Annotated in this window: 16 protein-coding genes; 6 read left to right on the top strand and 10 right to left on the bottom strand. The window is 40.5% G+C overall.

Going from position 1 to position 22402, the window contains the following annotated elements:
• Window positions 1-26 precede the first annotated feature (26 nt).
• Both sipA and pitA read right to left on the bottom strand, forming a co-directional pair.
• Window positions 27-578: a PI-2 pilus system signal peptidase SipA gene (gene sipA / locus AXF18_RS07760; protein WP_065371760.1), complete on the bottom strand. Its 552-nt coding sequence runs from the start codon at window positions 576-578 to the stop codon at window positions 27-29.
• Window positions 578-3172, bottom strand: a complete 2595-nt coding sequence (gene pitA / locus AXF18_RS07755; RefSeq protein WP_065371759.1) for a PI-2 pilus tip adhesin PitA — start codon at window positions 3170-3172, stop codon at window positions 578-580. The genes sipA and pitA overlap by 1 nt, the downstream gene beginning before the upstream one ends.
• Before the next feature lie 309 nt (window positions 3173-3481).
• Here pitA and pepT point away from each other — a divergent pair, with 309 nt between their 5' ends.
• Window positions 3482-4705, top strand: a complete 1224-nt coding sequence (pepT, locus tag AXF18_RS07750; RefSeq protein WP_000222029.1) for a peptidase T — start codon at window positions 3482-3484, stop codon at window positions 4703-4705.
• 36 nt (window positions 4706-4741) lie between these two features.
• On the opposite strand, the gene AXF18_RS07745 is transcribed toward pepT, so the two are convergent.
• From AXF18_RS07745 to AXF18_RS07725, 5 genes are all read right to left on the bottom strand, one after another.
• A complete protein-coding gene (locus AXF18_RS07745) occupies window positions 4742-7789 on the bottom strand; it encodes a pneumococcal-type histidine triad protein (protein WP_065371758.1) in 3048 nt (1015 codons plus the stop codon).
• 13 nt (window positions 7790-7802) lie between these two features.
• A complete protein-coding gene (locus AXF18_RS07740) occupies window positions 7803-8720 on the bottom strand; it encodes a metal ABC transporter substrate-binding protein (RefSeq protein ID WP_000747439.1) in 918 nt (305 codons plus the stop codon).
• Between the two features lie 195 nt (window positions 8721-8915).
• A complete protein-coding gene (locus AXF18_RS07735) occupies window positions 8916-11453 on the bottom strand; it encodes a pneumococcal-type histidine triad protein (protein WP_065371757.1) in 2538 nt (845 codons plus the stop codon).
• 246 nt (window positions 11454-11699) lie between these two features.
• The gene (gene ptsP / locus AXF18_RS07730; protein ID WP_041170815.1) at window positions 11700-13433 is read right to left on the bottom strand and encodes a phosphoenolpyruvate--protein phosphotransferase; all 1734 of its coding nucleotides are present in this window, start codon (window positions 13431-13433) and stop codon (window positions 11700-11702) included.
• A gap of 5 nt (window positions 13434-13438) precedes the next feature.
• On the bottom strand, window positions 13439-13702 hold the full coding sequence (locus tag AXF18_RS07725) for a phosphocarrier protein HPr (RefSeq protein WP_000146948.1): 264 nt from the start codon (window positions 13700-13702) through the stop codon (window positions 13439-13441).
• Between the two features lie 362 nt (window positions 13703-14064).
• Here AXF18_RS07725 and nrdH point away from each other — a divergent pair, with 362 nt between their 5' ends.
• The 5 genes from nrdH (at window position 14065) to AXF18_RS07700 (ending at window position 18849) form a co-directional block, all read left to right on the top strand.
• Entirely contained in the window at window positions 14065-14283 is a 219-nt protein-coding gene (gene nrdH, locus AXF18_RS07720) for a glutaredoxin-like protein NrdH (protein ID WP_000259240.1), read from the top strand.
• Window positions 14284-14363: 80 nt separating this feature from the next.
• Window positions 14364-16523: a class 1b ribonucleoside-diphosphate reductase subunit alpha gene (nrdE, locus tag AXF18_RS07715; protein ID WP_065371756.1), complete on the top strand. Its 2160-nt coding sequence runs from the start codon at window positions 14364-14366 to the stop codon at window positions 16521-16523.
• A 24-nt stretch (window positions 16524-16547) separates the two neighbouring features.
• On the top strand, window positions 16548-16952 hold the full coding sequence (locus AXF18_RS07710) for a hypothetical protein (RefSeq protein ID WP_065371755.1): 405 nt from the start codon (window positions 16548-16550) through the stop codon (window positions 16950-16952).
• Between the two features lie 27 nt (window positions 16953-16979).
• Entirely contained in the window at window positions 16980-17942 is a 963-nt protein-coding gene (gene nrdF / locus AXF18_RS07705) for a class 1b ribonucleoside-diphosphate reductase subunit beta (protein ID WP_000451378.1), read from the top strand.
• Window positions 17943-18081: 139 nt separating this feature from the next.
• Entirely contained in the window at window positions 18082-18849 is a 768-nt protein-coding gene (locus AXF18_RS07700; protein ID WP_042902319.1) for a DeoR/GlpR family DNA-binding transcription regulator, read from the top strand.
• Between the two features lie 39 nt (window positions 18850-18888).
• Here the strand turns inward: AXF18_RS07700 and lacG are convergent, their stop codons facing one another.
• From lacG to AXF18_RS07685, 3 genes are all read right to left on the bottom strand, one after another.
• The gene (lacG, locus tag AXF18_RS07695; RefSeq protein WP_065371754.1) at window positions 18889-20295 is read right to left on the bottom strand and encodes a 6-phospho-beta-galactosidase; all 1407 of its coding nucleotides are present in this window, start codon (window positions 20293-20295) and stop codon (window positions 18889-18891) included.
• Window positions 20296-20379: 84 nt separating this feature from the next.
• Window positions 20380-22074 (bottom strand): lactose-specific PTS transporter subunit EIIC, encoded by a 1695-nt coding sequence (locus tag AXF18_RS07690; RefSeq protein ID WP_049500738.1) that lies wholly within the window; start codon window positions 22072-22074, stop codon window positions 20380-20382.
• Entirely contained in the window at window positions 22074-22391 is a 318-nt protein-coding gene (locus AXF18_RS07685) for a PTS lactose/cellobiose transporter subunit IIA (protein ID WP_001078317.1), read from the bottom strand. Before AXF18_RS07685 ends, AXF18_RS07690 begins: the two co-directional genes overlap by 1 nt.
• Between the last annotated feature and the right edge of the window lie 11 nt (window positions 22392-22402).

Genomic DNA, 22402 nt, shown 5'->3' with positions numbered 1-22402 from the left:
TAAATTTCTTTTTTCATAAATTATCATCAAAAGCCCCGTCGCCTTAGGACTGTTACCACCTTGCCATGGGTATCCTGTATAGGAATGGTTCCAAAAGCACGACTATCTACAGCCGTTGTTCGATTGTCTCCGAGGACAAAGAGTTGTCCTGCTGGGACTTTCATTGGGAAGGTAGCCCCTTCCTTATAGAGCAGCGTTTCTTTGTAGATATCCTGCTCTTGTTGAGGAGAACCGTTGATGATGAGACCATTTTCGTTTATATCGATCGTACTTCCTTCGGTTGCTATGACACGCGCCACTCTTTCCTTGCCCTTATAACTATAGACGAGCAGGTCACCAATCGAATAACGTTTATCAAGCCTATAGTAGACAACCAAGTCGCCATCTTTTAAGGATGGCTTCATGCCATCGTCATTGTATCTCAATAGTCCAAAGACAAAAAAGTAAAGGGTGGCCAGTACAAACCCAACCATCAGAAGCTTACTGACTAAGTAGAGGATATCTCCCCATACACTCGGCGGAGACTTATCCCGATTGACTTGTGTTACTGTTTTCTTATGTTTCTTTTTAAGTAGCATTATTTTCTCCTATGTACCACTAGATAGCCGAGTAGGATTGTAAAGAAGATACCTCCTAGAGGAAGGATTATTCCTAACACGAGTGTACTGCTGAGGAAGTCAATTCCAGTTTCAGGTACACTATTTTTATTATTCCTGACTGTCGCATACTTGTCCGCATCAAGCTTGCCTTCTTTATTTTCATAAGTAACCTGATAACCAATCGAAGAGTTTGATTCTTCTTCTACGGTATAGGAGCTATCAAGTGGTAGCCCATAAATTTTTATCGTGTGGTCTTTGTTAAGATCAACAGACGCTCGTCCGTCAGTAAACTGCAAGATCGTTCTTTTGTTATTCACCAATACATTATAGGAACCATTCAATGGTCTATTCTGAGCATCCTTTATGTTAATGGTAATCTTGAAGGATTTTAATAGGTTGGCAAATACCCCCGTAACCTTTTTTGTGACTGATAAACTTGGAAGCTTGTGGTTCGTGACAGTACTGGTCTCGTCTTTATTCAGATCGCCCTCTTGATTCTCATATGTAACGTGGTAACCAATTGTTGATGTGGCTTCTTCTTCAACCTTGTAGTGGGTTCCTCGAGGAAGATAGCTTAGAATACCTTTCCAACGTTTTCGTTTGTCAACACGAATCTTCGCTTCACCATTCACAACAGTTATCTCACCAAAAGTTCCATTCAATGGCGTAGAATCAGGAGAGGTTAGTTTTACCTTAATCCAAAACTCCTTGTTCAAGTTGTTTTCGAATTTCAACACTTTTTTAATTGTCAGGCTTGGTAATTGTTTATAGATTACCTTAAAGGATGGTTTAGATTCTGTACCAACATTTTTTATTTCTTTGGTAAAGGCTGGGACGTCCGGTGCAATTAAATCGTATTGATATCCTTTGGCAACTTTTTCAAAGTTCCTCGTTTCATTAGATACGTTTTTACCAACATTCACATTGGTTTTTCGATAGTCTTGATTATCAGAACCTCCGTTCTTGTTCTTTTGAACCAGTTTCAGTTCAATATTACTCGGTTGATCAGCTGTAATAACAGTTCTCGCACCCGTCACACCTTGCCATTCAACTTCCACTGGTACCGTTAATGGATCTGAAGGCTTAAATGTTGGGTTGTCAGAGTATTCTTTGGTCTTGGTTTGTGAGGTGCCTATTCCATAGGAATAGGTGACACTGGCACCTTTATTGGAATAGAGTTTATTGACATCAGAACCATCAGCATCACCAGCCTCTATCTTTTTATCACCAGCAATGGCATCCAGAGCATCTTGACTAGATGTAACAGTAAATTTGAGAGCGTATCGAGCCCCATCTTCCAAGGAATAATTCGGAGAAAATTTAGCCGTAACTTCCACTAATCCACCAGAGGTTGTCTTGGTATCAAAAGTTACTTGCTCTTCGGTTAATGTTTCACTGCTACCAGCCGTTTCTTTCACTACACGAAACTCTGACGATCCGTTCGGTAATAGCTGGACATACTTAGAAAGAACATCTTTGATAGTCACACGGTGAATTCCCAGAGGCAGAATCTTATCAGTGATATCTTTAAAACTGTCTCGTAACTGGTCTTCATTGTTTGCGGATAGGATTTCATTAGGAATGGAAGAATTGTGGTACCTGATATAATACTGCAAACTGGTAATACTGTCGACATTGTTTGAATAACGAAATTTAATAGAGTAAAAGCCATCTAGTTTTGGAGCGAGACTATAGGCGAGATTATTGATAGATCCATCTAAATTATTCCAGAACCAATATGGAGCCGTTTCTGATCCATCTTGATTATTATAGTTATAAACTGTATAACCACTGTCGTTGTAATACATATTGGCAAAACCATCTGATAGAACAATAACAACTTTCTTAGCATTAGACCTTGCACTATCCATCAATTGATTGGCAATACGAATACCTGCGCTAATATTGGTTCCTGTACCGATTCCTGATTCAGTCCCTATTGATTTGCCACCAGCAATCTTCATATTACTAACTGCAGTCTTTGAACCACTAGCATCGTTATTCCAATTTAAAATTGTTTCCGCATCATCCCATGGGGACACACCATCATAAAATGCTGTTCTCTCTTCATACGGCCAATACCGATATCCCCACTCCCATTTTCGGTAGTAGGCATTCCATGATTGTTCTGCAAACTTATTATCAATCTTTCCGCCAAAACCTACCATGGATAACCGATTATTTGAATTGGATAAAATCGTATCAATTAATCCCTGACGATTTCGAGTCCCTTTAAGGGTATTTTTTAAAGCATCCAATCTTGTAATTGTTCGTCCAGTAGAAGAAGGAACATCTCTCTTGTTCATACTTCCTGAGAGATCTGCTACTAAAACAACATCTAAGGGATCCGTTTGAGTTTCTGTCCCAAGCTTAGAAGTGATATCCAATGACAACTCATACTTGTCATCTTGTCCGGATATCGGAGTAATTGTCTTGTGAAGAGTTGTCTGAGGTTCTGTATTAGAATCAGCATTTAACATACCTATCGGAGCACACAAAAAGAGAATAGCTAACAGTGTAACTAAACGGCGCGCAATAATTTGAACTTTCTTAAAATCAAAGCGAATGTTCATTTTATTCTCCTTAACTAGAATGTTTTTATATTATTACTATATCAATCTATAGAATTTATAAAACAATTGTACACTAAACTCCAAACAGTGTCAATCAATATAATTATTTTATATTATATTGATTGTAAAATAGCATGATTCTTCTTTGTCTTTCAAACTATTCTATGGTAAAATGAAAAAGAATAGAATAACCGTTTTTCTATTTGAGATTATTATGGATTTGAGTTATTTTATTATTAAATCATGAAACCTTCAGAATTAGTTTTTTCTGAAGATAGCATTTTATTTTTAATTGTTAAAGGAGTTTTTATGACTTATCCGAACCTTTTAGATCGTTTCTTGACCTACGTTAAGGTCAATACGCGTTCTGATGAACACTCTACTACTACTCCAAGTACGCAAAGCCAGGTAGATTTTGCGACCAATGTTCTTATTCCTGAAATGAAACGTGTCGGTCTGCAAAACGTCTACTACCTTCCAAATGGTTTTGCTATTGGTACCTTACCAGCTAATGATCCCAGCCTTACACGCAAGATTGGCTTCATCTCCCACATGGATACTGCTGATTTTAATGCTGAGGGAGTTAATCCGCAAGTCATTGAAAATTACGATGGTGGAGTTATCGACTTGGGTGATTCTGGATTTAAACTCGATCCTGCTGATTTCAAGAGCCTTGAGAAATATCCAGGCCAAACGCTTATCACAACTGATGGCACGACCTTGCTGGGTGCTGATGACAAGTCAGGGATTGCTGAAATTATGACTGCTATTGAATATCTGACTGCTCATCCCGAAATCAAACACTGTGAGATTCGAGTTGGTTTTGGACCAGATGAAGAAATCGGTGTTGGAGCTAACAAATTTGATGCTGAAGACTTTAACGTTGACTTTGCCTATACTGTTGATGGTGGTCCGCTAGGTGAGCTTCAGTATGAAACTTTCTCAGCAGCTGCTGCTGAGCTTCATTTCCAAGGGCGCAATGTTCACCCTGGTACTGCTAAAGGACAGATGGTCAATGCCCTTCAGCTAGCGATTGATTTTCATAATCAACTTCCAGAGAATGACCGACCTGAATTGACAGATGGTTATCAAGGTTTCTATCATCTTATGGATGTGACAGGTAGTGTCGAGGAGGCGCGTGCAAGCTACATCATCCGTGACTTTGAAAAAGATGCCTTTGAAGCTCGTAAAGCAGCTATGCAAGCCATCGCTGACAAGATGAATCAAGAGCTTGGGAATGATCGCGTTAGCTTGACTCTGACAGACCAGTACTACAATATGAAAGAAGTCATCGAGAAAGACATGACACCCGTTACCATTGCTAAAGCTGTTATGGAAGATTTAGGGATCGCGCCAATTATCGAACCGATTCGTGGTGGAACAGATGGGTCTAAGATTTCCTTTATGGGGATCCCAACTCCTAATATCTTTGCTGGTGGTGAAAACATGCATGGACGTTTTGAATACGTCAGTCTTCAGACCATGGAGCGTGCGGTGGATACCATCATTGGTATTGTAGCTTATAAAGACTAAAAAAGACGAGGTAGCTCAGCTACTTCGTCTTTCTTTTTATTCGTTTGGTTGAGCACTTGGCTCAGTCTCACTTTTCTCTTGCTTTTCGCTTGATTGAGAAGCAGTTGTTTCACTGCCTTTCTCAGACTTAGATTGACTGTCAGTTTCACTTGCTTTTGAACGAAGTTCTTGGTTCAAGCTAATGATTTCTTTAGCTAGAGTGAGGAGACCTTCTTTATCACTACTTTTAGCTGCGAGTTGATCAAAAAGGGCATCGACACGTTCAAAGTCAGCATCAGATCCTTTGTTATCCTCTAAGTACTTGTGAAGAGAGAGCAAGATATTATAGAGTTTTTGGTAGATAATCACCGTTTGTGGATCTTGTTCTGCTTCTTTTTTCTCTCGTTGGATAGTCGCTGCAATACGATTTAAAAGATCCTCAAGTTGTGTTTTAGCTTCGTCAAGGTCTGCATTTTCCTTTTCAGTAGCCGCTTTGATATTAGCTGTTTCTTCAGCTAGGGATTGTTTGACACCATCTTCTTTGACACGTGCTAGGAGTTGGGCAGCTTTAGTTAGGAGAGCATCCACTTCTTCCTTCTTAACATGACTAACCCGCTCTTCTGGCATAAAATCACCGTAGAGTTCTTTTAGGAATTCATAGATGGCGGTCTTAGCAGTTTGACTATCTACTTTTTCCGTATCTAGAATAGTCTTACCAACTTTTGTAGAAACGGGTTCTTCTTTGAGAGCTTCTTCTACTTCTAACTTAGTTTGGTAAATAGTTGGGAATAACTTGTTCAAGTTGGTTGCTTTGAGGAAAGATTGTGACTGGTAAAGTTCCCATGTCAACTTGGCAACACGGTTCCGAAGTTCTTCTCTCAAACGACCATCAGACACATGTTCGTAGAAGTACTTGATGTACTCTACTGTTGTAACCCCTGTCCGATCTCGGAAATCTTGCAAGGCCTGCAGTTTCGCTTCAATGACAGCCAACTCTGTCTCATCCTGTGCTAGTTTTGCTTCCTGCAAATGTACCAAAAGATCTTTCTTAGGCAAGCCATAAGTATCTGTATCCAATGTATTGATCTTATCTACTAGAGCTTGGTACTTCTTATCTAAAGGTGAAGTTTCAACCGGTGCCACATTTTGGTCCACATGGATATACTGTTTATTAAAGAGATCCAATGCTGCTAGGTATCCAGCAGTTGAGTTTGTTGCCAATTTTTTCATATTTTCGGTGAACTGCCCCAAAGCAAGTTCAACCCGTCTCTGCATGATTGGCTGGTCTTTGTAGAGACTTCTGCTATCTGCTAAAAGTTGATCCACCTTAGATAGAACTGTTTGTTCATCAAATGCTCCAGGTTGATAGGTCGATTGTAGGGCCGGAATCTTATTTTTCAAAGCTACTTCATAGCCATTTGTCTGAACCTTAATGTAGTGATTGTGATCACCGTGAGGAATCACAAAGCTACCATTCTCTACTTGCAAACTATAAGGAGACACCCCATCACGTAGGGCAGTCGTATAAAGTTCATTTAGGAAATCCAGTTCTGGATTTCCAGTTTGGAGAGGAATACGAACATGTTCTTTTCGAACAGCATAAGGATGGATATGGGTTGGATCATAGGCTTGATCCGGATTTCCAAAGACAAAGAAGCCGTTTGAAATACGAATCGCTTCGAGCGGAACCCCGTAGGTCTGTGAGATATACTTGATTTTTTCTTCATCGCTAGCATCTCTTGAGAAACTTTCCACAGTCTTTGCAAGTGGTTGAACGTGCTGAGACTGATGATTTTCTTTCAAGTGATCTTGGGCAGCTTTGATTTGGGCTGCAGTCAAGTCCTTCTTAAAGAAATAATGAGCGTGATCTCCATGAGAAACTACAAAACCTTGCTCATCTTCACTAATAACACGGTCAGCTGCAAAACCATGATCATGTTCTTCACCGTGGTGGTGGTCATGCTCCTCTCCATCATGGTCATGGTCTTCATGGTTGGTATCCTGACTTCCATGGTCACCGTCTTGGTCATGATGATGATCTGGTTGAGCTGGATGTTCTGCTGGTTTGCTTGGATTTTCCAAAGGTGTTGGCTTCCCACTGTCGCTAGATAAAGGAATCATACGTGCAATCTTTTCTTCCAAGGCAGAAAGTTTTGTATATGGGATGAAATGATAGTGATTTCCGTGTGGAATCGCTACGCCACTTGGTGTTCTGCTCGAAATCTTAGCAGGGTCAAAAATCAAGCCATCTGATTCAGCATAACGTTGACTACTTGGAAGAGCATAGAGTTGCTGCAATAGACTTTGAAGACTCTCAGCTTGATTACTTGGTGTTTCAGCCTGTTGACTTGGGTTGGTAGTTTGACCAGTTGCGTTTGGACTAGGACGATAGTCCGTCACAGTCGGTTGTTTTCTAGTTCCAGAAAGGTAAGCTTGAGCAGCAGCTAATTCGCTAGCAGACAAGGAACTCTTTGGAATGTAGTGGTAATGTCCACCATGAGGAACGATATAAGCATCACCAGTATCCTCTATAATATCAGATGGATTAAAGATGTAGCCATCGTCGGTAGTATAACGGCCTTGTGATCGCGCAAGTGTCACTGCACTGTTAGAAGTTGGTGCATCGTGAGTATGACCTTGTTTTTGGCGTTCAATTTCGTCCTTCGTACGAATATTATCAGCATGAGCCGCATCTTTAAGGTAGACATAATACTTACCATCAACCTTGATAATGTAGCCACCTTTGATTTCATTGACAATATCAGCATCTTTCAGTTGATAATTGGCATCTTTCATCAACAGTTCTTCGCTGAAAATCGCGTCAAAAGGAACTTTACCATTGTAATAATGGAAATGATCACCATGTGAAGTCACATAACCTTGGTCTGTGATTTTCACGACAATTTGTTCAGCCTGAATGTCTTCTTTTTTGCTAACTTGGTCTGGTGTCTGGGTCTCTGTTTTTTGAGAGTCTTGCTTCCCATCGACATAAGACACACGATTTTTATCTTTGTTTCCTTCTACCTGGTGTTGGTTCAATGCATAGATGCAAAGGCTTAGGGAAAGGACAAGAGCCGATCCTGCTGCAAGGTATTTCTTCTTCATTTTCATCATCTCCTCATTTTAATTCTTCTGCAAGAACATTCATGTTTTCTTCTAGATTTTCTAAGTAAGTTTTGTCATTTTCAGGATCTGCTTCTAAAGGATTGAGGGTCTTTAGGCTAACTCCTGTTGATTTGACCAAAGTCTCAGCGACTTTAGAAGAAGCATTGCTCTCAGTAAAGATGGTTTTAACCTTATAAGTCTTAACGAATTCTTGAATTTCTGTTAGTTGTCTCGGACTTGGCTCTTGTTCAGGTGAAATCCCTGCTATACCAAGTTGTTTCAAACCAAAGCGTTTAGCGAGATAAGAAAAGGCTGTGTGTTGTGTAACAAAGGTCTTTTGACTCGCTTTTTCAAAAATAGGCTGGTACTTCTTAGTCAATTCTTGGGCTTTAGCGATAAAGTTTTTAGCATTCTTTTGATACGTCTCCTTATTAGCACTGTCAATCTCCGAAAGTTTATCCGCAATAATCTGCGCCTCTTCGCCTGCTTTTTCAGGATCTAACCAAGTGTGAGGGTCATAGAGCGTTTTTTCATCAATCCCGTCACCAGCTTCTACATCTTCCAAACCCGGTACACGCTCCAACGTCATCCCTTCAGAAGCTTCTAAAACCTTAACTTTTGAATTTTTCAAGTTAGGATCTAGACTTCCAGCCCAAGATTCGAGCGTATGAGAGTGATAGACAAAGACATCCGCATCATAAATGGCAGCAATGTCATTTGCTGATGGTTCAAAGGAGTGAATCCCACTACTTGACTGAATCATCCGTACATCATTCAAGTCACCTGATACCTCTTTGACCATGGCATAGATTGGGTAAAAACTTGTGACAATCTTCATCCCTTTTGATTCTTGTTTTTCTTTTTGGCTACATGCTCCTAAGACAAGAATCAACAGACTTGCCATTAATAGTAGAATTGTTCTTTTTTTCATCATTACTCCTTAACTAGTATTTAACCATTTAATTAACTAGTAAATAGTTTATCTTTATTTACACTATATGTCAAGATATTTTTCACATTTTCATGAAAAAAATGAGAACTAGAACTTACATTCTATTCTCATTTTCGATTTTAACTTTTCTAGTTCTCCTATCCTGTTTTTAGGATCTAGAAAATGCTTCTACCTTTACTTGCTCTCCTTTAATAAAGCCAACAACTTTTCAGCTTCAGCCATAATGGTATTGTTATCCTGAGCACCAAATAGCAGGTTATTTTTTAAGCCAGTGAGAGTTTCTTTGGCATTGGACTTGATAATGGGGTCTTGGATCTTTGCAAGTAGCTCTTCAGCCTCTCTCAACTTCGCTTCAACCTTTTCAGTCTCGACCTGAGGTTCTTCTGGTTCCTCTGGTAATTCTTCTTCCGGCTCCTCAGTTGGTTTTGGAGATTCTGGTTTCTCACTTTGAGGCTTCTCTTCGCGCGGCTTTTCTTCCTCAGGTTTGTCTGCCCGAGGTTTCTCTACTGATGGTTTATCCGTATGATTGTTATCAGCTTGACCATTTTGGTTTCTTTGAACATGGTCACTTGCATTTCCCCAACCACTATCTGAATGCGGACGTTCGTTTGGATGTTCGACATAGTACTTCACAGTCGCAAAGAGATCTTCTAGACTATACCCCTTAGGTGCCTCATAAAGTCCTTCGTCAAACCACTCAAATTTGATGTTATGGTAATGATCATAATGAGGAATGATTAAACTACCGTTTTTAACTTCCACGGTATGTTGGAGATTGTAAGGCATACGATCAAGCGGCACCTTCTTAGCTGCTTTCACGCGGTTGTAGATAGCTTCTGCTCCTTTAGCCTCTGTATTTCCTGGATTCTGATGGTCTGTTGAAGGAGGAGTCAAACCTTTCTCTTTAGCATAAGCCTGGGCTGCCGCTCTTTCGGCTTCAGACAAACTATCTTTTTTAATCCAATGACTGTGGGTCATATGCGGAGTTACATAGGCATCCCCCTCATCACTGGTGATATCACGAGGATCAAAGATATAGCCATCTTCTGTTGTATACTTGCCTGCCAACTTGGCTACCTGAATCTCATCATCAGTGTAGGCAATTTGCGCATTTGGTTTTCCTAAACGTTCTGGATGACGAATCGGTGCTAGAAAGGCCAAGATATCATCCACCAACTTGACTTTATCACTGCTTTCATCATTTAAACGTTCCAACAGTTTATCCAAAGTGTCAAAATCAGCTTGACGCCCTTTATTAGCAAGTAAGTCTTGATGAACTGCTGCTAGTAAATCATAAGCCTTATTGTAAAATCCTCGATCACCAGATGGGAGATTGGTTTTCTTAGCTCCGAGTTTATGAGACAAACTTTCTTGCTTGTCTAGTTTACCATCAATGGCTGCTGCTGTTTCTGCTGAAAGCTTCTTAGCAGGAATATAACGTGAGGTTCCATTCTCCTCAAATACATAGCCATCAGCTACTTTTCGAATCACCTGTTTAACCAATTTTTCATCAATTGGATTGCTTGGAGCTGGTTGAGGATTTGGTGCAGGTTGTGGACTCGGACTAGGTTCCGGAGTCGGTTGTGGACTTGGTTGTTCTGGTCTTGAATCCGGCACCCTATGGTTCGAACTGTACTGTAGAGGAATAATACGAGCGATTCGTTCTTCCAATTCAGACATCTGTGTATAAGGGATGAAATGGTAATGATTCCCATGAGGCACAGCAACTCCTCTAGCTGTTCGACTCGTAATCTGTGCCGGATCAAAGACAAGGCCATCAGATTCTACGTGTCGTTGGCTGAGTGGCAAGCCATAAAGTTGTTTCAGAAGGCTATCAATATCCCCATCACTCTGACTTGCTTGATTATCGTCGCTACTGTTGTTAGCTGTGTTCGTGTTCGTATAGCTGTTACTTTGATTATTATAGGATGGAGTCCATCTATCTACATCGCTGCTAACACTGTTGTTATTGGTACGGCGATAAGTAGGCGTATTTGATTGGCCACTTCTACCAGATAGAAAGGCTTCTGCAGCAGCCAATTCGCTGGCAGACAAATCACTCTTAGGAATATAGTGGAAGTGATTGCCATGAGGAACGATATAGGCATCACCTGTATCTTCTATGATATCAGAGGCATTAAAGATATAACCATCATCTGTGGTGTAGCGTCCCTGTGAACGTGCCAAGGCTACCGCGCCATCATTTGCTGAAGTCCCTCCTTCACGATGCTGACTATGTTCTTGTTTTTGTCGATTGATTTCTTCTTTTGTACGGACATTATCCGCATGAGATGCGTCCTTAAGGTAAACATAGTATTTTCCATCTACCTTGATCACATAACCACCCTTGATTTCACTGACAATATCCTCATCCTTGAGCTGGTAGTTTGGATCCTTCATCAGCAACTCTTCACTGATGATAGCGTCATAAGGGACTTTGCCATTATAGTAATGATAGTGGTCGCCATGCGAAGTGACATAGCCCTGGTCTGTTATCTTGATGACGATTTGCTCCGCATTGATGCCTTCTTTCTTGCTAACCTCATCAGGAGTCAGATTCTCCGTTTTTTGTGCCGCCTGTTTTCCATCTATATAGGAAACACGATTATTTTCTTTGACTGTTCTAGCTTGATACAGTCCCAACTCGTAAGAACAGACACTTAAAATTAAAGCTGTCGCAGAACCAGCAAGGTATTTTTTATTAATTTTCATTGAAACTCACTTTCTTTTTTGATATTTCTATTTGCAATTCATTTCTAAATTGCAGAAACTCCTCTCTATTAATTAACTGGTTAATAGTTTACTCCTAAATTTGCAACTTGTCAAGAATTTTATGAACCAGTTAAGTATTTTTTAATGCTTCACCGCTACTTTCTCTAAAATGGACTTTATATAAAAAAGATTTTCTTGAAAATTCTTTAAAAAAGTCCCTGCAACTGAGTTGCAAGGACTTTTCGATTAATCAAAATTAACGTATTCTTTTTGAAGTTCAAGAACTTCTTCCATTGTTGAGCATTCTGTAAGGGCACGGTTTGCGTACTCTTCCATCTTAGCTGTATCCAATTTCTTCATCAAGCTACGCGTACGAAGTACAGATGTTGCTGACATAGAGAACTCATCCAAGCCCATTCCGACAAGAAGTGGAACAGCCTGTTGGTCACCAGCCATCTCACCACACATACCAGCCCATTTACCTTCAGCGTGAGCTGCTTTGATAACGTTGTTAATCAAACGAAGGATTGATGGGTTGTATGGTTGATAAAGGTATGAAACTTGTTCGTTCATACGGTCTGCTGCCATTGTGTATTGGATCAAGTCGTTTGTACCAATTGAGAAGAAGTCAACTTCTTTAGCAAATTGGTCTGCAAGCATTGCTGCTGCTGGGATTTCGATCATGATACCAACTTGGATATTATCCGCAACTGCAACACCTTCAGCAAGAAGGTTTGCTTTTTCTTCGTCAAAGACTGCTTTCGCTGCACGGAATTCTTTCAAGAGCGCAACCATTGGGAACATGATACGCAATTGACCGTGAACAGAAGCACGAAGAAGGGCACGGATTTGTGTGCGGAACATAGCATCTCCAGTCTCAGAGATAGAGATACGAAGGGCACGGAATCCAAGGAATGGGTTCATTTCATGAGGCATATCGAAGTAAGGAAGTTCCTTATCTCCACCGATATCCATTGTACGAACGACAACAGGTTTACCGTTCATTCCTTCAAGTACAGCCTTGTAAGCTTCGTACTGCTCATCTTCTGTTGGGAAGTCTTGAGAATCCATATACAAGAACTCTGTACGGTATAGACCAACAGCTTCTGCACCGTTGTCATTGACACCTTCAACGTCTTTTGGAGTACCGATGTTGGCAGCCAATTCAAAGTGTTTACCATCAGCAGTTACTGTTTGTGCATCTTTCAAGAGAGCCCATTCAGCTTTTTGTTTCGCATAAGCTTCACCAGCAGCCTTGAATTCTGCTGCTTGCTCATCAGTTGGGTTGATAATAACCTCACCTGTGATACCGTTAACGGCAAGAATATCACCATCTTTAACGATTTCAGTGATGTTGTTTGTACCCAATACTGCTGCAATTTCAAGTGTACGCGCCATGATAGCTGAGTGGCTTGTACGTCCACCAATGTTGGTTACAAAAGCTTTTACAAAGTTTTTGTCCAATTGAGCTGTATCTGAAGGAGTCAAGTCATGCGCAATCACAATCACTTCTTCATTGATAGAAGCTGGGTTTGGTAATTTTTTACCAAGTAGGTTTGCCAATACACGTTTTGTCACGTCGCGGATATCCGCAGCGCGTTCTTGCATGTATGGGTTGTCTTCCATGCCTTCAAAGATAGTGATAAACATGTCTGTTACTTCTTTCAGACCTGCTTCTGCATTCACTTTCTTCGCACGGATTGTTTCCTTGATTTGGCTGATCATTTCTGGGTCAGCAAGAACCATTAAGTGAGCGTCAAAAACTTGAGCTGCTTCTTCACCGAGCGTACCTACTGCTTTCTCACGAATAACAGAAAGCTCGTCTTGTGATGCTTGTAGAGCGGCATCAAGGCGAGCTTCTTCTGCGTTTGTATCTTCGACTGTAATAGTCTCAAATGACAAATCCGGTTGAACGAGTAGATATGCTTTTGCAACTGCAACACCATCAGATGCTGCGATTCCTTTAAGCATTTCTGTCATTTTCCTTATGCCAATCCTTCTTTTTCCATAGTTTCAGTGATAGCAGCGATTGCATCGTCAGCATCTGCACCTTCAGCTGAAATTGTAACGTCAGCACCTTGGCCAACACCAAGACTCATAACACCCATGATAGATTTAAGGTTTACTGATTTACCTTTGTATTCAAGAGTGATATCTGAAGCAAATTTGCTAGCTGTTTGAACCAACAATGTTGCTGGACGTGCGTGAATACCTGTTTCTGCCACTACGTGGAAATCTTTAGAAGCCATAGTTTGACTCTCCTTTAGTTATTTCTTTTTTGGATTATATGTGATAACCCTTACAAGACTGTATTATATCACCTTCTAGATTATTTTTCAAGTGTTTTATGGACTTTCTTCTATTTCCTTTCAGATAACTTGCTGAAAATCTTCTATTTATCTTACCAATATACAGTATATAGTTTTTTTGTTTTGATAAACTTTGATAGTTCAATGAAAACCCAATTTTACACTCTGACAAAACACTATATCTTGTGCTTTGTTTTTGAAACTGTAACTTTTTAGCACAAGATTTAGTTTAAAAAGTTTGACAAAGTTTTTTTTTCTGATATACTAAGAAAGTAATCAATTTTGAAAGAGGAGTTACGAAAATGGTAACCGTTTATTCTAAAAACAACTGTGTCCAATGTAAGATGACCAAGCGTTTCTTGGACAGCAACAATGTCGCTTATCGTGAGATCAATCTCGACGAGCAACCAGAGTACATCGATCAAGTTAAAGAGCTCGGTTTCAGCGCTGCTCCTGTTATCCAAACACCAACTGAAGTCTTTTCAGGCTTCCAACCAGGAAAACTGAAACAATTAGCATAATCTTAGTACATCATCCAGAAGAGATTGCTTCTAGGGCTAACTTAGAGGCCTTTCTTTTGTAATTAGATAAAGGAAATTTTATGGGATTAAAACATCTTGAGGACGTAACTTACTTCCGTCTCAATAACGAAATCAACCGTCCTGTCAATGGACAAATCATGCTTCATAAAGATAAGGAAGCCTTGGATGCCTTCTTTAAAGAAAATGTAGTTCCAAATACCATGGTTTTTGATTCAATTACTGATAAAATCAACTACCTCATTGAACACAACTACATCGAAACTGCATTTCTCAAGAAATACCGTCCAGAGTTTTTGGAAGAATTGCATCAATTTATCAAAGACCAAAACTTCCAATTCAAATCATTCATGGCTGCCTATAAGTTTTACAACCAGTATGCCTTGAAGACTAATGACGGTGAATATTACCTTGAAAGTATGGAAGACCGTGTCTTCTTTAATGCACTTTACTTTGCTGACGGGGATGAAGCAATTGCGACTGATATTGCCAATGAAATCATCCACCAACGCTACCAACCTGCTACTCCTTCCTTTTTGAACGCAGGTCGTGCTCGTCGTGGGGAGTTGGTATCTTGTTTCTTGATTCAAGTAACTGATGACATGAACTCTATCGGACGTTCTATCAACTCAGCTCTTCAACTTTCACGTATCGGTGGTGGTGTAGGTATTACTCTAAACAACCTTCGTGAAGCTGGCGCACCTATCAAAGGTTATGAAGGAGCAGCTTCTGGTGTCGTACCAGTTATGAAACTCTTCGAAGACAGTTTCTCTTACTCTAACCAATTGGGTCAGCGTCAAGGTGCTGGGGTTGTCTACCTCAATGTCTTTCACCCAGATATCATCGCTTTCCTTTCCACTAAGAAAGAAAATGCCGATGAAAAAGTTCGTGTTAAGACTCTTTCACTCGGTGTTGTAGTACCCGATAAGTTCTACGAATTGGCTCGTAAAAATGAAGAAATGTACCTCTTCAGCCCGTACTCTGTAGAACTTGAGTATGGTGTGCCATTCAACTACATCGACATCACTGAAAAATACGATGAATTGGTCGCAAATCCAAATATCCGCAAGACAAAAATCAAGGCGCGTGATTTGGAAACTGAAATCTCTAAATTGCAACAAGAATCTGGTTACCCTTATGTCGTCAACATTGATACAGCTAACCGTGCAAACCCGGTTGATGGTAAGATTATCATGAGTAACTTGTGTTCTGAGATTCTTCAAGTTCAAGAACCAAGCTTGATTAACGATGCTCAAGAATTCCTTCAAATGGGAACAGACGTTTCATGTAACCTTGGATCAACCAACGTGGTCAACATGATGACTTCACCTGACTTTGGTCGTTCTATTCGCGCTATGGTTCGTGCCCTTACTTTCGTTACAGATAGTTCACACATCGTAGCTGTCCCTACTATCGACCATGGAAACAGTTTGGCTCACACCTTTGGTCTTGGTGCCATGGGGCTTCATAGTTACCTTGCCCAACAACTGATTGAGTACGGATCTCCTGAGTCAGTTGAATTTACAAGCATCTACTTTATGCTTATGAACTACTGGACCTTGGTAGAATCTAATAACATCGCGCGTGAACGTGGTATCACCTTCCACAACTTTGAAAAATCAGACTATGCTAATGGAAGCTACTTTGACAAGTATGTGACAGGCGAGTTTGTTCCAAAATCAGACCGTGTTAAAGAACTCTTCAAAGATGTCTTTATTCCAAGTGCTGCTGATTGGGCTGAACTTCGCGAAAAGGTTCAAGCAGATGGTCTTTATCACCAAAACCGCCTTGCTGTTGCTCCAAATGGTTCTATCAGCTACATCAACGACGTTTCTGCTTCTATCCACCCGATTACACAACGTATCGAAGAACGCCAAGAGAAGAAAATCGGTAAAATCTACTATCCAGCTGCAGGCTTGTCAACAGATACTATCCCTTACTACACTTCTGCTTATGACATGGATATGCGTAAGGTGATTGATGTTTACGCTGCCGCAACTGAACACGTGGATCAAGGACTTTCACTCACTCTCTTCATGCGTAGCGACATTCCAAAAGGTCTTTACGAATGGAAGAAAGAGAACAAACAAACGACACGTGACTTGTCTATCCTTCGTAACTATGCCTTCAACAAGGGTATCAAGTCTATCTACTACGTCCGTACCTTTACAGATGATGGTGGGGAAGTCGGTGCTAACCAATGTGAAAGCTGTGTGATTTAAGCATAATTTGAAAGGACTGGATTAATGTGGGTTAGAAATAGATACACTGGACCAGGTGGTGGTCTTTACACCGGACCAGGTGGTGGTCTTTACACTGGGCCAGGTGGTGGTGCTTACACTGGACCAGATGGTGGTCTTTACACTGGACCAGGTGGCGGTCTTTACACCGGACCAGGTGGCGGTCTTTACACTGGACCAGGTGGCGGTCTTTACACTGGACCAGGTGGCGGTCTTTACACTGGACCAGGTGGTGGTCTTTATACTGGACCAGGCGGTGGTCTTTACACTGGGCCAGGTGGCGGTCTTTACACTGGGCCAGATAGTTCTCCATATATGAGTAATATTCCACCATTAGAAGTTTTTCTAAAAGAACTCGAAAAGAGAAATTTACATCATTACGCAAATATCATTAAAAAGCATTTGCATTAACAAAATATATAGGAGAAATTTTACAAAATGGAAACTTACTACAAAGCCATTAACTGGAATGCCATCGAAGATGTCATCGACAAATCAACTTGGGAAAAGCTGACAGAGCAATTCTGGCTCGATACGCGTATCCCCTTGTCAAATGACCTAGACGACTGGAGAAAACTATCAAACAAAGAAAAAGACTTAGTAGGAAAAGTCTTTGGTGGTTTGACCCTTTTGGATACCATGCAATCTGAAACAGGAGTTCAGGCGCTTCGCTCAGACATCCGTACACCGCATGAGGAAGCTGTTTTCAACAACATCCAGTTTATGGAATCTGTTCACGCTAAATCATATTCATCAATCTTCTCTACCTTAAACACCAAGGCTGAAATTGAAGAAATCTTTGAATGGACCAACACTAATCCCTACCTACAAAGAAAAGCAGAAATTATCAATGAAATCTACCTCAATGGTAGCCCACTAGAAAAGAAAGTTGCCAGTGTCTTCCTTGAAACCTTCCTCTTCTACTCTGGTTTCTTCACCCCCCTCTACTATCTCGGTAACAACAAATTGGCCAACGTTGCGGAAATCATCAAACTGATCATTCGTGATGAGTCTGTTCACGGAACCTACATTGGTTACAAATTCCAACTTGGTTTCAATGAACTACCTGAAGAAGAGCAAGAAAAACTCAAAGAATGGATGTACGACTTGCTCTATACCCTCTATGAGAACGAAGAGGGTTACACTGAAAGTCTCTATGACGGTGTTGGTTGGACTGAAGAAGTTAAAACCTTCCTTCGCTACAATGCCAATAAGGCTCTGATGAATCTTGGACAAGATCCACTCTTCCCAGATTCGGCTGATGATGTCAATCCTATCGTCATGAACGGTATTTCAACAGGAACTTCTAACCACGACTTCTTCTCTCAAGTCGGAAATGGTTACCTCCTTGGTGAAGTTGAAGCTATGCAAGATGAGGATTACAACTACGGTTTAGACTAATTTGATCAATCGTTCAAAATATCATGGTTTGTTTAAAACAACCATGGTATTTTTGTTTTTGTTTTATTTTGTTTTTTTCTATTTGATTGATTGAGTGTTTTATGGTAAGATAATAATAGTAGAAATCGAGGTGATAAGGATGCTAAAGCAAGAAAAACTAGATAGTATTCTAGAAGCAGTAAACACAAAAGGCACTATTACTGTAAAAGAGATTATGGAGAGTCTTGATGTATCAGATATGACAGCTCGCCGCTACTTACAAGAATTGGCAGATAAAGATTTGCTGGTTCGTGTGCATGGTGGTGCTGAAAAACTTCGTACAGGTTCTCTATTAAACAACGAACGCTCAAACGTCGAAAAACAAGGCTTGCAGATTGCTGAAAAACAAGAAATTAGCCGTTTTGCCGGTCATTTGATTGACGAAGGTGAAACCATTTTTATCGGACCAGGAACAACCTTAGAATGTTTTGCTCGTGAGCTCCCTATAGATAATATTCGTGTTGTAACAAACAGCCTTCCTGTTTTTCTCATCCTAAACGAACGAAAACTAACAGATTTGATTTTGATTGGTGGAAATTATCGCTCTATCACTGGAGCTTTTGTGGGAACACTTACCCTGCAGGATTTAGCCAATCTTCAGTTTTCTAAAGCTTTTGTAAGTTGTAATGGTATCAAGGATAAAGCTATTGCTACTTTCAGTGAAGAAGAGGGCGAGGTTCAACGAATCGCCTTGAACAATGCCAATAAAAAATACTTACTGGCAGACCACAGCAAGTTTAATAAGTTTGATTTTTACACTTTCTACAATATCTCAGAGATTGATACCATCGTTTCAGATTCCAAACTGAGTCAGGAAACATTTGAAGATTTGTCGAAACAAACAACCATTCTTTTATCAAAACCATAAAAATTCCCCTGCCTTTTGGCGGGGAATTTTTGTTGAATTTTATTCAATAAGTTGGGTCTCAGCTAGTTTCTTGTACCAGTGAGCTGATTTCTTAGGATAACGCTCCTGGGTTTCAAAATCAACATAGAAGAGACCGTAACGTTTTTCATAGCCATTTGACCAAGAAAAGACATCCATCAGCGACCAGATAAAGTATCCTTTGACATTGGCTCCATCAGAGATTGCAGATGCAATCACTTCCATATGTTTCTTAACATAATCAATCCGCCCATCATCGTAGACTGTCCCATCCACAAACTCATCTTTGTATCCGAGACCATTCTCAGTGATGTAGATTTTTTTGTAATTAGGATAATCTTTCTTCACGCGCATGATTTGGTCATACAAACCTTGAGGGTAGATAATCCAATCCCAATCGGTACGTGGGACATAATCAGGAGCTACACGACGACCAACTCCCTTAATCTGATACTTAGAGCTTCCTTTTTCACCTTTTCCATTGTGGATGATTTCCGTCTCTCCATCAAAGGCTTGCATCCAATCACTCATGTAGTAGTTAATTCCTAGGAAGTCGTTCAAGTCTTTTGCAGCTTCTAGGACTGCGAAGTCTTCTTCACGCAAATCTAAGCTTCCACCATTGACTGCTAAGATATGGTTGACACCTTCCATGGTTTCTTCGGAATATCGTCCTAGATAAGTTGCATCCAAAATAAATTTATTGTGAATGATATCTTCTAACTCAGCCGCTCGAACATCTGCTGGATTATCTGGATCCAGAGGATACTTAGTAGGCAGGGCATGAACCACACCAATTTCACCTTTATAACCTTTACCTTTATATAGCTTGACTGCACGCGCATGCGACACCATCATATTGTGATGAGATTGGAATACTTTAGCAAGGTCGTACTGAATACCTGGAGGGAATTTCCCAACCAAGTATTGACCATCACCAATTGGCCCAATTTCATTAAAGGTTGTCCAATAGTTTACTTCTGGGAATTCTTCAAAACAGAAAGCCGCGTAGTCTACAAAGTGTTCAATGTTTTCACGGTTTAAGAAGTCTCCATTTGAATGTAGAGCTTCTGGCGTATCAAAGTGATGAAGAGTTACAAAGGGCTCAACATGCCGTTTGTGACATTCTGCAAATAGATTATGATAGAACTCAACCCCCTTGTCATTAACCTTCCCATAACCAGTTGGAAAGATACGTGACCAAGCGATTGAAATACGGATACCATTAACACCATACTCTTCTGCAAGTTTGAGGTCAACTGGGTATTTGTGATAGAAATCACTGGCTGGTTCAGCAGTGTACCAGTAGTTATCTTCAAGATATTTATCCCACGCTACTGGTCCTTTACCATCAGTATTGGTAGCACCTTCTGCTTGATAGGCTGCTGTTGCCCCGCCAAAAATAAAGTCTTTTGGAAGTGTTTTTGTCATTTGATTCACCTTTCAAGAAATAGAAATGAGATGGAGATAGAGTTGGGAGGAATTCCTCCATCTCACTTCTTCGCTATTTACATTTTATTCTTCGAACTGCGCTTGAACAAAGGCAAGAGCGCCTTTTCCATCGCGAGTCAATTTAATGTATTGGCCACCTTCTGTCTTAGCAAGTTTGATACCAAGTTTGTCGGTTTCGGCCTTCATGTCTTCAAAGTTTGAAGCAACTTGAGGAGCAAGGATAACCAGATCAAACTCAGGCAACATTTCACGGTGAGCACCATAGCCACCAGCTGCTGCTTTAACAGGAACCTTGTACTCTGCAGCTGCCTTGTTTAGAGCATTTGCAAGGAGGCCACTTGTTCCTCCGCCTGCACAAAGAACGAGAACATTAGTTTCTTCAGTGATTGTGTTTTGCGCTGCTTCTACACCTGCTTTTTCAAGAATCGCATCTGCTTTGGCAGTATTGAAGTTTGCAGCTACTTTTTCTTTTAATTCATCATTGGCTTTACCAGAACGTTCTTCTTCAAGAATTTGTTCATCATAAACCTTGAGGAATGGATAGTAAATGGCTACGTCAACAAGGATTAACAAAGCAGCAAGTACAAATGACAAGAATTGGAAGTTTGTACCGAGAACAATACCGAGCGGACCTGGTGTTGTCCAAGGAAGGTTGGCAGTAAATGAGTTCATGCCAAGCGTTTCAATGAAGAATTTAAAGATCCATACGTTGGCAATTGGCGCAAAGATAAATGGAATAAAGAAAATCGGGTTCAATACAAGCGGTGCACCAAACAAGATTGGTTCATTTACACCAAAGAAAGTTGGAACTACTGAAGCACGTCCGATTGCACGGTTACGTTTTGATTTTGTTAACCACATGAACATGAATGGAACAACCAGTGTCGCACCAGTACCACCCATGGTAACGATAAACATTTGTGTACCAGAAGTAAGAATCTTATCAGCGTGCATACCTTGTTGGAGAAGGTTCAAGTTGACTTCGGCATTTGCATAGGTAATAGCTGCGATTGCTGGTTCAACGATAGATGGTCCATGGATACCCACAAACCAGAAGAAGGCAAAGGCCCCAAAGATAATGGTAATACCCAGATAGCCATCCGCGGCTGAGAATAATGGTGCAAAGAATTTACCGATTGATTCTGCTACACTGGCTCCAACAAAATGACGAGCTAGTAAATCAAGAACATATAGAGAAACAACTGAAAGAGTGAATGGAATCACATCTTTAAAAACTTGTGAGATATTTGGTGGAACTTCGTCAGGCATACGAATAGTTACGTTGTTCTTAACACAAACCTTATAGATGGCTACAGTAACAAAGGCAGCAAGGAAGGCTGAAAGCAAACCTTTTGTCCCCAAGAATCCAGTAGCTAGACCATTTTCGATAGGATCAGCTGCCAACATCAACAAACCAACAATTGCTGCCAAAAGTGTTGACATATAGTTGATTTGATTGGTTTTTTCCATGCTACGGTTTACTGAGTCGGTCAATGACTTAGCTGTTGTACCAGCTACCAAGAGAGCTAGAATCCCCATTGAATAGCTATAAGGTTTCATGAGGAGATTAACAACATCATCAGACCATTTAAAGCCCCATGAGTTAGGAACAAAGGCAATCAAGATAAAGATACTTGAGAAGAGAATAACAGGCATCCCTGCAATGAAACCATCACGGATAGCACGAAGATAGATATTACGAGATAGTTTTTCAAAGAAAGGTTTCCCTTTCTCGATAAAAGCAATTAATTTATTCATTACTTAACTCCTCTCTTATAGAGTTCGATTAAATGGTGCATCAAATCTTTTAACAAGATAGTCGTCATCAAGTGGTCTTGGCCATGCATCATGGTTACACTATAGGCCAAATCTTCACCAGCTGCTTCCTTAGTCAATAGACTTGTTTGCGCGTGGTGTGCCTCCGCGATGCAAGAACCAGCTTCATCGACTAAGCTATCTGCTTTCGCAAAATCGCCAGCTTCAGCAGCCTTCAAGGCTTCCAATAGTTTTGAACGTGCATCGCCAGCATAGGCTACGATTTCAAAACCTAACAATGTTACTTCTTCTCTATTCATGATAGAATTCT

Source organism: Streptococcus sp. oral taxon 064 (assembly GCF_001683375.1).
Classification (GTDB): domain Bacteria; phylum Bacillota; class Bacilli; order Lactobacillales; family Streptococcaceae; genus Streptococcus; species Streptococcus oralis_S.
Note: the sequence above shows the minus strand (reverse complement) of the source record. Positions and strands in the feature narration are given on the sequence as shown.

Bases quoted from the DNA above. Each gene is read 5' to 3' on its own strand.
- ptsP (WP_041170815.1), bottom strand. From the start codon at position 13,433: ATGACAGAAATGCTTAAAGGAATCGCAGCATCTGATGGTGTTGCAGTT.
- AXF18_RS07685 (WP_001078317.1), bottom strand. From the start codon at position 22,391: ATGAATAGAGAAGAAGTAACATTGTTAGGTTTTGAAATCGTAGCCTAT.
- nrdH (WP_000259240.1), top strand. From the start codon at position 14,065: ATGGTAACCGTTTATTCTAAAAACAACTGTGTCCAATGTAAGATGACC.
- AXF18_RS07690 (WP_049500738.1), bottom strand. From the start codon at position 22,074: ATGAATAAATTAATTGCTTTTATCGAGAAAGGGAAACCTTTCTTTGAA.
- nrdE (WP_065371756.1), top strand. From the start codon at position 14,364: ATGGGATTAAAACATCTTGAGGACGTAACTTACTTCCGTCTCAATAAC.
- AXF18_RS07740 (WP_000747439.1), bottom strand. From the start codon at position 8,720: ATGAAAAAAAGAACAATTCTACTATTAATGGCAAGTCTGTTGATTCTT.
- nrdF (WP_000451378.1), top strand. From the start codon at position 16,980: ATGGAAACTTACTACAAAGCCATTAACTGGAATGCCATCGAAGATGTC.
- sipA (WP_065371760.1), bottom strand. From the start codon at position 578: ATGCTACTTAAAAAGAAACATAAGAAAACAGTAACACAAGTCAATCGG.
- AXF18_RS07745 (WP_065371758.1), bottom strand. From the start codon at position 7,789: ATGAAGAAGAAATACCTTGCAGCAGGATCGGCTCTTGTCCTTTCCCTA.
- AXF18_RS07725 (WP_000146948.1), bottom strand. From the start codon at position 13,702: ATGGCTTCTAAAGATTTCCACGTAGTGGCAGAAACAGGTATTCACGCA.
- AXF18_RS07735 (WP_065371757.1), bottom strand. From the start codon at position 11,453: ATGAAAATTAATAAAAAATACCTTGCTGGTTCTGCGACAGCTTTAATT.
- pepT (WP_000222029.1), top strand. From the start codon at position 3,482: ATGACTTATCCGAACCTTTTAGATCGTTTCTTGACCTACGTTAAGGTC.
- AXF18_RS07700 (WP_042902319.1), top strand. From the start codon at position 18,082: ATGCTAAAGCAAGAAAAACTAGATAGTATTCTAGAAGCAGTAAACACA.
- AXF18_RS07710 (WP_065371755.1), top strand. From the start codon at position 16,548: ATGTGGGTTAGAAATAGATACACTGGACCAGGTGGTGGTCTTTACACC.
- pitA (WP_065371759.1), bottom strand. From the start codon at position 3,172: ATGAACATTCGCTTTGATTTTAAGAAAGTTCAAATTATTGCGCGCCGT.
- lacG (WP_065371754.1), bottom strand. From the start codon at position 20,295: ATGACAAAAACACTTCCAAAAGACTTTATTTTTGGCGGGGCAACAGCA.